The 13519-nt window shown below is 67.6% G+C and carries 10 protein-coding genes and 2 pseudogenes; 8 read left to right on the forward strand and 4 right to left on the reverse strand.

Translation table 11 applies throughout. The features are described 5' to 3' along the window. Window positions 1-349 precede the first annotated feature (349 nt). From IEZ17_RS40190 to IEZ17_RS40200, 3 genes are all read left to right on the forward strand, one after another. Window positions 350-553: a hypothetical protein gene (locus IEZ17_RS40190; RefSeq protein ID WP_189308586.1), complete on the forward strand. Its 204-nt coding sequence runs from the start codon at window positions 350-352 to the stop codon at window positions 551-553. Then, window positions 553-1257 (forward strand): restriction endonuclease, encoded by a 705-nt coding sequence (locus IEZ17_RS40195; protein WP_189308587.1) that lies wholly within the window; start codon window positions 553-555, stop codon window positions 1255-1257. Before IEZ17_RS40190 ends, IEZ17_RS40195 begins: the two co-directional genes overlap by 1 nt. 1084 nt (window positions 1258-2341) lie before the next feature. Continuing rightward, complete coding sequence (locus tag IEZ17_RS40200) at window positions 2342-3652, forward strand: hypothetical protein (RefSeq protein WP_189308588.1); 1311 nt, start codon at window positions 2342-2344, stop codon at window positions 3650-3652. 523 nt (window positions 3653-4175) lie between these two features. Here the strand turns inward: IEZ17_RS40200 and IEZ17_RS40205 are convergent. After that, window positions 4176-5327, reverse strand: a complete 1152-nt coding sequence (locus IEZ17_RS40205) for an ISAs1 family transposase (RefSeq protein ID WP_229853092.1) — start codon at window positions 5325-5327, stop codon at window positions 4176-4178. A 150-nt stretch (window positions 5328-5477) separates the two neighbouring features. After that, the gene (locus IEZ17_RS40210; protein WP_229853093.1) at window positions 5478-6053 is read right to left on the reverse strand and encodes a TetR/AcrR family transcriptional regulator; all 576 of its coding nucleotides are present in this window, start codon (window positions 6051-6053) and stop codon (window positions 5478-5480) included. 74 nt (window positions 6054-6127) lie between these two features. Between IEZ17_RS40210 and IEZ17_RS40215 the strand changes: the two genes are divergently transcribed. Together IEZ17_RS40215 and IEZ17_RS40220 are read left to right on the forward strand one after the other, a co-directional pair. Beyond that, window positions 6128-6592 (forward strand): cupin domain-containing protein, encoded by a 465-nt coding sequence (locus tag IEZ17_RS40215; protein ID WP_189308590.1) that lies wholly within the window; start codon window positions 6128-6130, stop codon window positions 6590-6592. 552 nt (window positions 6593-7144) lie between these two features. Continuing rightward, window positions 7145-8158: a DNA-directed RNA polymerase subunit alpha gene (locus IEZ17_RS40220; RefSeq protein WP_189308591.1), complete on the forward strand. Its 1014-nt coding sequence runs from the start codon at window positions 7145-7147 to the stop codon at window positions 8156-8158. Window positions 8159-8276: 118 nt separating this feature from the next. On the opposite strand, the gene IEZ17_RS40225 is transcribed toward IEZ17_RS40220, so the two are convergent. Further along, window positions 8277-10286 (reverse strand): tetratricopeptide repeat protein, encoded by a 2010-nt coding sequence (locus IEZ17_RS40225; protein ID WP_189308592.1) that lies wholly within the window; start codon window positions 10284-10286, stop codon window positions 8277-8279. A gap of 1321 nt (window positions 10287-11607) precedes the next feature. Here IEZ17_RS40225 and IEZ17_RS40230 point away from each other — a divergent pair. Further along, window positions 11608-11847, forward strand: a complete 240-nt coding sequence (locus IEZ17_RS40230) for a hypothetical protein (RefSeq protein ID WP_189308593.1) — start codon at window positions 11608-11610, stop codon at window positions 11845-11847. A gap of 170 nt (window positions 11848-12017) precedes the next feature. Here the strand turns inward: IEZ17_RS40230 and IEZ17_RS40235 are convergent. Continuing rightward, window positions 12018-12242 (reverse strand): annotated as a pseudogene (locus IEZ17_RS40235) (hypothetical protein); the annotation flags it as partial. Between the two features lie 573 nt (window positions 12243-12815). Here IEZ17_RS40235 and IEZ17_RS40240 point away from each other — a divergent pair. Both IEZ17_RS40240 and IEZ17_RS45635 read left to right on the forward strand, forming a co-directional pair. Then, entirely contained in the window at window positions 12816-13151 is a 336-nt protein-coding gene (locus IEZ17_RS40240) for an IS5 family transposase (protein WP_189308595.1), read from the forward strand. Between the two features lie 118 nt (window positions 13152-13269). Next, a pseudogene (locus tag IEZ17_RS45635) lies at window positions 13270-13519 on the forward strand (IS5 family transposase); the annotation flags it as partial.

Below are 13519 nucleotides of genomic sequence, written 5' to 3' on the forward strand. Positions count from 1 at the left end.
AGAGACCAACAGTCCCAAGCCGCTTAACGAAACCGTCCACGCTGCGAGGGGATGGACACCTTCTCTGCGACGGATGAGGCCGTGTTCGTGCAGCGTGAGCGATGGTGGCCGGCGAAATCTTTGCTGGCTCTTCGCGGCATCGCAGAGTGGGCAGCGTGCCAAGGCCTTGAACTGCAGGACCGGGTGACGGAATTCGAACGAAAGTGCCGTCCCGGTGCTTGGTGGCTGGATTAGGTGTGGCCCGCACCGCATTCCTTGATCATCCGGCGTTCTTTGTCAGTGCACGCTGCTACACCAATTCTCAAGGACAGAACCGCAGTTGACGGTTCTCGAAAGGGGAGGGAAGCGTATGCCGCCGGAGGGGTACCACGTCGTCCGCAGCCACATCCGCCGCAACCCGCGTCCGCGGGGGAAGAAGATGAGTGGCTGGATGATCGCCGGACTGATCGCAGCGATCTGGCTGTGGGGGCAGGTCTTCGGCTTCGGAAGCGAGGAAACAACCGACCATCCGGCCTCGCCGCGGCCCGCGGCCTCTACGCCGGCCTCTCGCTGATGGCAAGGCGCCGCGGAAGGCTGCGCAGGCCTCGGGGAACTGGCGAACATGTCGCTGCCGCGATCGTGGCTCTGGCGGCAGTCACCCTGGTGGTGCGGTTGGCTCTCACCGCCCGCGACGCAGCGGTGCATGTCTGGCCCTTGTGGGCCGGTCTGACGGCTGGTGGCGTCGAGTACTGGCTATGGCGGACGCTGCGCTGTGCACGGACGCAGCGAGCTCGCGCCGCCATGCTCGCGGTACTGCGGATCACACTCGAAGAGGTCGACGCCATGAGCGATCAGGACTTCGAATTCGCGCTGCGGGACCTGCTCACACGAGACGGCTGGTCGGCCCGCCAGGTCGGCAAGCAGGGCGACCAAGCCGCCGACGTCATCGGTCACCACCGGCAGCGCGGGCGCATCGTGTTGCAAGCCAAACACACCAAGGTCGGCGGCAAGGTCGGCTCGGCGGTGATGTACCAGGTGAAGGGCACAGCCGGACCCGTCCACGGCGCCGACATCGCAGTCGTGGTGACCAACGGCTTCTTCACACGCGACGCCAAGTCGTGGGGTGAGCGCCACCAGGTCCACTGGGTCGATCGAGACCGACTGCGCACCTGGGCCGAGCACGGCACCCCACTGCACGACCTGCTCCGCCTGTCCCAGCAACCAGCGCGGCGATCTCCTCGCCGGCGCGCGCTGCGAACCACCTCAACCGCCGCCTGAAGGATTTACAGCGTCGCCGCTGTCCGCAGGTGTTGACAAATCCATGTCAGGTTGAGGCTCGTTGCCGCCCGGCACTGTGCCGGCCTGCGCCAAACATCCGGAGCTGGATCAAGCACGGACGAGGTAACCCGTGTCCCCTCCGCTATGAAGGTGATCAGCGAAGTCGATGGAGGACATCGGGCGCCGAGGCGCCCGATGTCCTCCGGTCCAATCGACGTTCATGGAGGCTCAGTTGAACGCTCGGGCCAGTTTCCCGAGCAGGCGCACTCCCGCCCATGCGGCGGGCCCGACGCTCGACTACGCGCTCTTCGCCACGCGTTGGCTTCAAGCACCGCTGTACTTCGGACTCGTGGCGGCCCAGACGGTCGCCGCAAGGCGCTGGAGTAGCTGATCGCTGAGCTCTGTTCCACGTTGATGGGGATCTCTGAAATCGACCAGTGCCGCTCGTCACCCCACTCGCTCCGTCGTTCAACAGAGTGGGGAGTTTCAGCGAGCGTCACGCACGCTGTCGGCCAGCACTGCCCACTGGTGGAGTGTGCGGGGCGTGCCGGCCGGTCAAGGTGTCTGCGGCGGTGCTACGCGATGGGCTTCGCTCACCCTGGACAGTCCGACCCGCCCCTGGACCTGGCTGGCTATCGCGGCTGCTACTGGTGAGTCGCGTATCTAACTGTCGCCAGTTTGCTCATCTGACTCAGAGACCGCTGCTGACGGTGACACTAGCGGCGGAGCAGGCGGTCTAGGGCTTCGCGGGCAGCTCGCCTCCGTGCCGCTGCGCGGGAGAACACAGACGCGACCGCCATGCCGCACACCGTGGTGGCGTAGAGCAGCGTGACGATGCCGAGGACAACCGCGGGAACGTGACGAAAGAGGGAAGGGGGCACAGGATCAGCCACTCTCAGGAGAGGTTCTGGCCGAACCAGAACCGGTGGGAGGTACGGCTCCAGTAGCGTTCTTCCCGTGAGCCGGTCGCTGCCAGTTCGATCGCTCTGTGCCCAGCGATTTGGCCAGGTCAGGGCATGGAAGGTCCAGTCCGAAACCGGACCGAATCTGGACTGAGCTCCGGACAAGACCGAGGGGTGGATGGGTGCGAATAGGTGCGGCCGAGCAGTTCGCGAAAGAGTTCAAGAGCTTGTACGCCGCGGCGGGCAGGCAGCCCACTGTGGACCAGCTGGTCGATATGGCTCGGGTCAAGCAGTTGGACGTGGGCAGGGCCACGCTTTACGGTTGGGTGCGAGACGGCAAGCCACCCCGGCAGCGGGCGGTGTTGAAGTTCCTCGTCGACGTCCTTGAACCGATAGCACAACAGCGAACTGGCCGGGCCAGTAGGCGCGGTGGCGAAGGCGATGTTGCGGTATATCGGCCACGAGGTGCCGCCTGGTGGGAGAAACTGCGGAGCGCTGCCATCGCGGAAGGCGCCACTCGTCCGGCTCCCGTCCGCAATCGCCTGACGGCCGTGGTGTCCGTCGATGATGACCACGCGGACCCGTACCTTGTCGTTTACCGGGGCAAGCGAACGACGGAGGGACTGGTCGTAGAGCCCAGCCATGCATACCTGGACCAAGTGCGGGCGGGAGGGGACTTGACCCGTCCCCGTCATACCAGCTGGCTGGACGACTCAGTGCCTCCTGCCCTCGATGTAAAGGTCGTCAACAATACGAAGCTCACAGTCTTCTTCCATGAAGCCCTACTCCGTATCGACGCGTCACGGTTAGACCCCAGGCCAGTACCGGAGTGCGGCAGCATTACCTTCGAGCGAATGAGTGGCCGGTTCGAGGGGGACCTGCTACTCAACCACGGCGGACCGATGACGGACTGCACCCTGCGTTTCCGTCTGGAGCACCCACACCATTCCGCGTTCGTGAGCCGTGAGCATGTTCTGTCCGTTCGCCATGACGGAGCACTGGGCGATCCGGCACCCGTCCTTGATGCCCTTGCCGAGGCCGGCCTCGGCCGGAGAGGGTTAGCAGACCTCAAGCAGTTCGCCGACCCGGCGCGGCCACTGATGACGCCTTCTATCTTCCTCGTTGGCACCCTTGAGTACACCTGGACAGACCTCGACGGCATTCGACATCTCATGACACACCGGGTCCGAACTCCGATCTACCTCATCGACATCCGCGTAGATCTAATTCAGGCTGGGGCGCGCATCGACATATCCGCGGAATACGCCATGGCGCTCGCGGCGGATCGGGATCGCTATCTTGTCAGCCAGAACATCTCCCATGCCCTACAGGCCGGGGAGGCCGACCGCTTCTTGATCCGCCTGACATCACAGCGGTCATCGATCCACAACTTTCAGCTTACGCTTCTCTATGCCGTTGATGGGCAAGGAGAGCTAGGAGAACTTGACTGCGGAAGGATCACACTCAACTTCTTCAAACGCCAGACTGCCTGACGGACGGGTCGATTTGCACCGCAGTTCAGTGGGCGACCTGATCAGGCTGACCAGGTTGCTCGCTGTGTTCAGGTCGGTTCCCTCGCAGCCGCCACGTCCCAGCGGCGGACGGCAACTTAGGTACGCCCGCTGCCGCGAGGGCAGCGCCCGGGGCGGACACGCTGACCCGCCTTCACCGCTGCCGACGAGGCGACAGCAGGCGAGCACGGGCTCTTCGGTACTGGTAGGCCCTCGCATCAGCTGTCGCCAGTTCCCTGAGGAGCCCAACCTGCTAGTGACCGTGTGTAACATGCGACACCGGCCAAGCCACCCGCGGCCGCCTGGCCGGCCTGAAGGTCACCAAACTCCCCAGCAAAGCAGGAACCGGCTGCGAACCGCTCCGTCACGGCAACGGTGGTGATCAGCCCCGCGGCACCGGCCGGCGCGCGCAGCGCAAAAACCGCCGGGAGGTCGAGATCGCTGAGGCCGCCCCCGACGGCAGGGGCGTTTCAAAGTCCTGTGCTCACGTAGCTGGCTGGCCTGGTCAGGGGATGTCCAGCAGGTCCAGCGGCCGGGTGAAGGGGTCGTACGAGACGTGGCGGAGGCCGGCGGCGATGTTCCGGTGGCCGTGCTCTCGCAGGGTGTTGATCGCAAGGTTGCGCAGGGCGGCCATGTTCTCCGGACCGTGTCCGGTACGGATCTTGGAGGCGTCCTCGCGGAAGGCGGTGTCGCGGACGAAGTGCAGGCGGTTCTCGATACCCCACTGGGAGCGGGCGAGGTCGCCGATCCGCTGCGGCGATGCCTGTCGGTGGGGCAGGTCCGTGATCGCGTATACGGTCTGCCGGGTCAGCTTTCCGGTCTTGAGGTCGGTGCGGTAGCGGGTGATCTTCGCGGCCTGGACGGCGTGGGGGAAGTCCAGGTCCAGATCGGTGATGGTCAGGACCCTGACGACCCGGGTCTCGCGGCGCCCGTGTCCTTGGCCGCGCTGGTAGTGGCGGGCGGCGACCTGCGGCCAGGGCATGCACCGCAGCAGCTGGAACAGAGCCGGCTGGTTGGCCTTGACCACGAGCAGGTAGTGCGCCTTCTTCTCCTCGACGAGGAACCGGGCGTGGGCGCGCTGGGTGTGCAGCGCGTCGGCGGTGACCACGACCCCGGTGAGGTCGAACGGGCTCAGCAGCGCGGCAAAGCAGGTGATTTCGTTGGTGCGGTCGGGCACCCGCAGCTGGGCGACGGTCTGCCCGGCGCCGGTCATCGCCGCCAGGAGGTGCGCGGCCGGACCGTCGCTGCTGCGCGAGCCCCGGGCGGACTTGCCGTCCACCGCGAGCGTGTCCTGGCTGGCCGGGTTGCATCCGGTGAGTTCGGCCAGCCCGCCGGGGCAGACGGTTGCGACGACGCGCCGGATGGTGGCCGTGCTCGGTGCGATGCGGATGCCCAGCGCGCCGACCGCACGTGTGCCGAGCCGGGCCAGGGTGTGCTGCGGCGCGGACGCGGCCCACTGCCCGATCGCCGTATACGACTTCGCGCCTGCCAGCGCGGCGCTGGCGGCGATCAGCAGCACGCTCACGAACGAGTGGCGCCGCCCGCGCCGACAGCGCGGATCAGGCAGCAACCGCAGACGCTCCACCAGGCCCATGCTCGTGTCGCGTTGACCAACGGGCGTCTTGGCGAGGCAGACACTGGCAGACTGGCGGCACATGGAGGCTCCAGTGGATCAGGGCGACTTGGGAACGTCACCCCGTTCAACCGGAGCTTCGTTGCGTCCGTGGCGGGCCGGCCCCGACTCCCCGCACCGCCCTCGCCCTCGCCCTGGGCGGTCTGTCCACGAGCCGTGGTCCCAAAGCTCGGATCAGCGGGGACCGCGGCTGCGCAACCCGTCGCAAGCAAGCTCGATGAACCTGCGCCAGTCACCGCTGCCGACGCGTATGGTCGCCGATAGCCCTCCGACGAGCATGTAGACGTCGCCGACGGTGAGGTCCGCACGGATCGCACCGGCTGCCTGGTCACGCGCGATCAGCGAGCTGACCGCTTCTTCGAGTTGGGCGCGCGCTTCGCCCTGGGGTGCGGTGGCCCCGAGGGTCGCCTCGATAACGGCGGACAGCCGCTGGTCGGCTGCCAGAACCTCGCCGACGTGGCGTAGGTAGAGCAGCAGCCCGCGTCCGGGCTCGTGGAGACAGGTGGTGCGGGCGTACTCGGCGATCTCGCCGAACCGCTGGTCGGCGACAGCTGCGATCAGCGCCTGCCGGGAGGGGAAGTGCCGGTAGACGGTGCCGACCCCTACCCCGGCGGCGCGCGCCACCTCCGGCATCTGCACCGCGTCGCCGTGCTCGTGGAAGAGCCGCCGCGCCGCCTTCAGAACGCGCGCCCGGTTGCGCTCGGCGTCGGCACGCGTCTTGCGGTGGGTGGGAGTTGATGGCGTTGACAACCTCGGCACTCCTCTGCATAAGCTTTTCCGGAATCGGATTCCGGTTCCAATCATGCCAGAGGAAGGGTGCCCGCATGTCCGAAAGCCGCTTCTTACTGCTCGAACCCGGCGCCGCACGACCGGGCCGGCTCCCATTGCCGCCTGCGTTCGCGGTGAAGGCCACGACCGCCGACACCGAGGGCAGGTTCTCTCTGCTGGAGGTGACCCTCGCCAAGGACATCCCGCGGCACACCCACCACATGGCGGACGAGTGCATCTACGTGCTGGACGGCGTCCTGGACATCGAGTTCGACGACCACACCTACTCGGCCCCCAAGGGGACCTTCGCCCTGCTGCCCAAGGGCGTACCGCACGCTCTGCGCCGCGGCTCCCAGCCGCCGCCGCGCGTGCTGCAGATCTCCTCGCCCGGTGGTTGGGAACGCTACCTCGAGGACCTGTTCACAGCGGGCCCTACTGTCCTCACCGACGGGGAACTGGACCCGGCGAAGATCAATCCCATCGCGGCCGCGTACGACATCACCTACGAGGAGCGGACATAACCGCTCCCCCGAGAAGGTCGGTTGAGCCGGGCGCGACCACGGCCCGGCCGACGGCGGTCCGGCCGACGGCGGCGCGATCTCCTGGGGCCTTCCAGTCAGCATGCAAGGCCAGCTGAGTACGGGCACGGATCACCCCTTCACCCGGCCACGGAACCTCCTGGACATCCCCTGACCAGGTCAGCTACGTGATCATAGGACTTTGAAACGCCCCTCCCCCCGACGGCCAGGGCGAGCCGCAACAACCCTGATCGTTCTCACCGATAACCGCTGTCCCGATGTCCCGAGGCTGTATCGATCGGCCCCTCCCTTTTGGGGTCCGTCCGCAGGTTAGGTGCCAGATGGGTGGGAAGATCCACTGAGTAGGTGTGGGGTCATCCCCGAGCGGGGGTGGCCGTTTTCAACGAGCCCCATCAACGTAGGAGCTGGGCTCGCCGGCTGAGCTGGCACCTGGGCGGCGGCGGGCGGTGCGGCCTGTTGTGAGGTCGTATTGCCGATACCGTGCGGTGTCTGTGGCGTCACATAGTGGGCGCGGAAAACTGGAGGCACCACCTTATGCTGATTGCTCAGCGTCCCTCGTTGACTGAAGAGGTCGTCGACGTATACCGCTCGCGGTTTGTGATCGAGCCGCTGGAGCCGGGCTTCGGCTACACGCTGGGCAACTCCCTGCGCCGCACCCTCCTTTCCTCGATCCCCGGCGCTGCCGTCACCAGCATCCGGATCGACGGCGTGCTGCACGAGTTCACCGCCGTGCCGGGCGTCAAGGGGGACATCACCGACCTGATCCTCAACATCAAGCAGCTGGTCGTCTCCTCGGAGCACGACGAGCCGGTCGTGATGTACCTGCGTAAGCAGGGTCCGGGTCTGGTCACCGCCGCCGACATCGCGCCGCCGGCCGGTGTCGAGGTGCACAACCCCGACCTGGTCCTGGCCACGCTCAACGGCAAGGGCGGGCTGGAGAACGGCAAGGGCGGGCTGGAGATGGAGCTGACCGTCGAGCGCGGTCGCGGCTACGTCTCCGCTGTGCAGAACACACAGCAGGGCCTGGAGATCGGCCGGATCCCGGTCGATTCGATCTACTCGCCGGTGCTCAAGGTCACGTACAAGGTCGAGGCGACCCGTGTCGAGCAGCGCACCGACTTCGACAAGCTGATCGTCGACGTCGAGACCAAGCATGCCATGTGTCCGGCCGACGCCATGGCGTCGGCCGGCAAGACACTGGTCGAGCTGTACGGTCTGGCGCGTGAGCTGAACGTCGACGCTGAGGGCATCGACATGGGTCCGTCCGCGGCGGACGCCGTTCTCGCCGGCGACCTGGCGTTGCCGATCGAGGAGCTGGAGCTGACGGTCCGTTCGTACAACTGCCTCAAGCGGGAGGGCGTCCACTCGGTGGGTGAGCTGGTGGCTCGATCGGAGGGGGATCTGCTCGACATCCGCAACTTCGGTGCGAAGTCGATCGACGAGGTCAAGGCGAAGCTGGCCGGCATGGGCCTGACTTTCAAGGACAGCCGACCCGGATTCGACCCCATTGCTGCCGCCACCGGGTTCGTCGAGACCGAGCAGTACTGACAGGGTGGTTGACGAGGTTCGGCGCCGGCGGGGCACGAGCCGCCAGGGACCGGCGCGGGCATCACTGTGATCTCCGGTCTGCACGGGGCTCCACAGTCTGCGTTCACTGTACGAAGAGTCACTCGAATTGTGTCTGTCGGAGGCGTTCGGCACCCGGTTGGTCCCCCGCCTCTTCGCGTAGCTGTGCCAATCTGGCGTGGGCGTAGGGGTTCCCGGCGTCGGCAGCGAGGCGGGCGAAGCGTTCAGCACCAGGTCGGTCGCCGGCCTTCTCACACACCTGCATCAAGTGCTCGTACACCTTCGTGTCTCCGGCGTCGGCGACAAGGTCGGCGAAACGCTCAGCACCTGGCCGGTCACCGGCCTGTTCACACACCACGGCCAGGGCAAGGCATGCTTGCCTGTCTCCGGCGCCGACGGCGAGGCGAGCGAAGCGCAGAGCACCTGGCCGGTCACCGGCCTCCTCGCACACCACGGCCAGTTCGCCGCAGGCCCACGGGTCCCCAGCCGCCGCAGCGAGACGAGTCAGGCGCTCGGCCTCTCGCTGGTCTTGTGCCCGCTTGTGGGCGAGGCTGGCATAGGTGCCCCCGTATCCTGTCTCAGCGGCGAGTTGGGCGAAGTGCTCAGCGCCTGGCTGGTCGCCGGTCTCCTCACACATGGCCGCCAGATCGGTGTAGGCCCTTCGGTACCCGTTCGCCGCAGCGCGGCGAGCGAAGTGCTCAGCGCCTGGCCGGTCACCGGTCTCCTCACACATCCGCGCCAACTCGGCGCAGGCGATCGGGTTCGAGGCATCGGCCGCATAACGCAGGAGCCGATACGCCTTCTGCTGGTCTTCCTGACGCATCGCCGCCAGCCGAGGTTGGGCAAGCCGGTCCCCGGCATCCGCGGCACTCTGCACGAGCCGATACGCCTCCAACCGGTCCTGGTGGCGCATGAGTACGAGCTCCTTATGGGCGATAGGCTCGCCGGTGTCTGCGGCATGGTGTAGGAGACGCTCTGCTTCTTGCCGGTCCTCGCGACGCATTTGTGCCAGCGAGGTGTAGCCGCTCGGGTCCCCGCCTTGCGCGGCGAGTTGGGCGAAGTGCTCAGCACCTGGCCAGTCACCCGCTTCCCCGCGCATCACCGTCAGCATGGTGTAGGCGTGCGGATGTCCGGTGTCTGCGGCATGGTGTAGGAGACGCTCTGCTTCTTGCCGGTCCTCGCGACGCATTTGTGCCAGCGAGGTGTAGCCGCTCGGGTCCCCGCCTTGCGCGGCGAGTTGGGCGAAGTGCTCAGCACCTGGCCAGTCACCCGCTTCCCCGTGCATCACCGCCAGCATGGTGTAGCCGCTCGGGTTCCCGCCTTGCGCGGCAAGCTGGGCGAAATGCTCAGCACCTGACCGGTTGCCGGCTTCCTCATGCATCTTCACCACAGCGGGGCAGCCGCTCGGATCGCCGGCTTCGGCGGCAAGCTGCACAAGACGCTCGACTTCGTGCCGGTCCACCGTCCCACCGTCGAACGCCAGTGCCAGGTAAGCTCTCGGATCCCCGCCTTCGGCAGCGAGGTGGGCGAAGCGCTCAGCACCCGAGCGGTCACCAGCCCGCTGACATCTGTTCATCAAGGCGCTGTACGCGCGTGGGTCTCCCGCTTCGGCGGCACGGTGGAAGAGCAGCTCAGCGGCGCGATCGCGGCGTCGCGCCTCTGCTGCGCGGGCGAGGGCGATGAGGCACTCGGCGTTGGTGGCGTGATGGGCGGCCTGGGTCCAGAAGGAGACCGGTGGGCTGTACCGTTTTCGGGTGGCGCGGCCGTGGGCGTCCAGGTAGTCGGTCAGCCGCCACACGCCCGGCTGTGCGCCCATGGCGGTGGGGTGGGGTACCGGTTCTAGTGCCGCGGCGACTCCGAGCACTTTGGTAGAGGCTTCCTCCAGCGCTGTGCCAAACCACTGCGTGGGACCTGCGCCGGCCCGCTGGTCGTCGGTGAGGTATCCGGGGGCGGCGTCGTGCAGGAAGGCTTCGGGCAGCGGGCCGTCCCAGCCCAGTCGGCAGGCGTCCATGGCAACGGTGATGATGGCGCGGAAGTAGCAGCCAGGAGGGGCGTCGGCGGCCTCGTAGCGGTCGACGAGTTGCAGACCAGCGGCGAGGGTTTGGGTCACTTGCCCCCTGGCAGCGGAGCGGCTGGCCGCTTTGAGGGCCGGATCGTTCGCCGATTGCGCTGTGGCTTGGAGGGCGCGCAGGGCCTCGTCTTGGAACCGGGGGGGCGACGGTGGTGACGTGGGTGGCTGCTGTCAGCAGTTCGCGGGCGTGGCGGTGCGGATCGGTCTGCACGATGCCGCGCGCGATGGGTGGTTTGGCCAGCTCGGTGAAGGCGGTGGTCCAGATGGTGCCCACCGCGATCAGTGGGCCTGGCTCGGTCAGGCGGGAGTGGAGGCTTGCCGCGGCCGCTTCGCCGGTCCGGCCGGTGAGGATCTTGTGCGCGTCGTCGAGCCACAGGACCGTGTGAGGGGTGAGCGCCCCGGCGGAGAGAGCCTCCAGCAGGCTGGCGGCGGTGCGGGGGAAAAGGAGGTTCCAGGTCTTCAGGGCCGGGGTGTGGTGGAGGGCTTCGTAGGCGGCGCGGGTCTTTCCAGTGCAGGAGTCACCGCGTACCAAGATCAGCGTCGGGTCTTGTGCTTTCGCCGCGGTGCGGAAGGTCTCGCGCAGGCGTGGGTCGTGGTCGCGCTCGACGTAGACGGGCAGCACGAAGCCGTCGACGGGCCCGATGGTGCCGGAGATGGACGGGTGCACCCGTAACTGGGCCGCCGTCCAGGAAGGCAGGGGCCGGGGCTTGTCCGGCAGGGCGGCCTGCCGAGCCTCGGCTGCCGCGGCCGCCAGGCGGGCGGCGGCTTGCTTCCCCCGGCGCAGCTGCTCGGCATCGCGGACGCGCGCCTTAAGGATGGCCTCGTGCCGCTCTTGCCACGCGTGATCGAAGCGGGCCAGGTCGCCGGTGCTGATGCCGCTGCCTACCGCGCGGGCGGCCTGCCTGATGCCGGCGACTACTGTGGCGAGCTGCTCGCCCGACTGCGGGATGCTCTTACCGGTCAGCCACTGGTGGACCGTGGTGGGTGACTTGACTCCCGCGCGGTGCGCCAGCGTGCGCAGGGAGGGCCGCAGGCCATCCGGCAGCCTGTCGTACACCTCTCCCACGTCCCTGAGGTCCGTGAGGAACGCCTCTTCCAGCGGCGCTGCGGTGCCGCCCTGCTCGGTCCCACCCGTGGCCGTCTCCTCGTTGGGGTGGCGCCGGACGTCCTCAGGACGTCCAGTGCGTCCAGTTGCGTCCACCACGGGTGCGGTGGACACGCGTCAGCGTAGGCCCGCGGCCTGCACGGCGTGACCGGTTTCGTGCACCTCGTCCGCGCGGGTCGATGGACGGGGCCGTGGACAACGATGCTCGCCGGTGTGTCGACAATTCGAAATCAGCGAGGAATCCGGAGCGCTGTCATGTCCGTGGCTCACATCGTTCTTGGCGTGCTCGGCGCGCAGACCCTGCTCATCGTTGTAGGCGTGGTAGTGATCTCGCGTGAGGCGCTGCGGGACAGCTCTCCGCAGCAGCGCCCCGCTATCCTCACGGCACTCGCCGACGTCGCCCGCGCGCTGCGCGGCCGGGGCAACGTGACCCGCCAGGTACCGGACCGTACGGATCCGGGTTCACCGAAGCCACGCCGCAGGCTGGGCGGATGAACAATGTGGACGCTGCCCGGATCGAGCAAGCGCGGCGCTCTGTCCGGTCAGGCCGCGTCACGATGGACACGTTCAAGGACGCCGTACCGCGCGACGGCGGCGGCGCGTTCCTCGGCTGCCGCCAGTCGCCGACGTACCTCCGCCAGCTGCAACAGCAGGCAGCCGCTTCACCCGGCCAGCACCCACTTCCTGCTGGTCGCTGCCCCCAGCGCCTTCGACTCGCCCAGCAGCGACAGGGACGGTTTGACGGTGTTGTAGCGCAGCGCGATCGCACTGCGCATGGCGGTCTCCGTTGAGTCGTCGTCCTCCGGGACCAGGCTCACCACCGTGGCCGCCGCACCGGACAGCGCGACCCAGGGAGCGACCCACTCCAGGGCCCGCCACAGCGCAGCCACGCGTCGGCCTTGATGCTGACCTGGATGCAGGGCGCCTTGAGCGCGACCGCTCCCGTGGCGCGCTTGAGGACGTCCTGTACGCGGGACGCCAGGCCCGCATCCACGCTCTCTACGGCGGACACGCCGCCGGAGGTCTCGCCCCCGCCGCCCGCGAGCAGTTCGCCACGGTAGTCCTCGCCCGGGTCAGCACCGACACCCTGCGATGTGCTGGTTTGATGCCAGTGGGTTGGTCTCAGTGACGGCATGTCAGGTTGGTGTGCTTGTACTGGTGATGGCCGGTTTTGTGAGAACGAGTTTTGCGAACTGATCCCGCGTTTCGCGATCTCCGTACGGCGCTTCTCGATCTTGCTCGGACAAAGGACCGCTTATGAGAATCGGGGCAGGGGCCGCGCTGCGCCATCCCGGAGAAACGGGACCAGGCCGCCGCCCACTGGAAGAAGATCGTGCGCCTCGCCTTTCCCGACGGGCACTGACAGGCGAATACCGACACGCGCCAAGATGGCGTTAGGCCGTTTCTGATGGCTCTTGCTGGGGTGGTGGATCAGCGCACCGGCTGGGCAGTTGCGTCTTATGGTGCGGCGACATGAGCTCACGGACGCGCAGTGGCAGAAGATCGAGCCTCTCCTGCCTGCCAATGGCAGGCCCGGCGGGCAGTGGGCCGATCACCGCAGGGTGATCAACGGGGTGCTGTTTCGGGCCCGTACCGGCGTTCCCTGGCCGGACCTGCCCGAACGGTACGGCCCCTGGCAGACCGTTTACGAACGGCACCGTCGCTGGTCAGCGGACGGTACCTGGCAGCAGATCCTGACCGAGTTACAGATCGAGGCCGATGCCGCCGACCCCGACGGGGCCCTGGTTGAGGCCGTTCAGAAGGAAAAAGCGTGCAGTGCAGGCGGGAATGGGCGGTGAACATCGACTCTACGTCCTGCCGGGCGCACCAGCATGCGGCCGGTGCCCGCCGCCGGCCGCCGCGGGACTTTCCGCAAAAGGGGGCGGTTCGCGTGTGGAAGCCGATGGGCGTGAGGCGTTGGGACGTTCAAGAGGCGGGCTGACCAGCAAAGTCCATCTGCTGGCCGACGACCGGGCCCGCCCGCTGACCTGGCTGACCTCGCCAGGCCAGCGGGGCGACAGCCCTATGTTCATCCCTGTGCTGGAGGGCCTGCGGATCCGGCGGCGTGGACCGGGCCGACCCCGCAGCCGACCGGATCGCGTCCGCGGTGACAAGACATCCCACGCGGATAAGAGTCAAGCTGCTTCGGCTGCGAGCTGTGCTGACG

The sequence above is a fragment of the Streptomyces albospinus genome (genome assembly GCF_014648695.1).
Classification (GTDB): domain Bacteria; phylum Actinomycetota; class Actinomycetes; order Streptomycetales; family Streptomycetaceae; genus Streptomyces; species Streptomyces albospinus.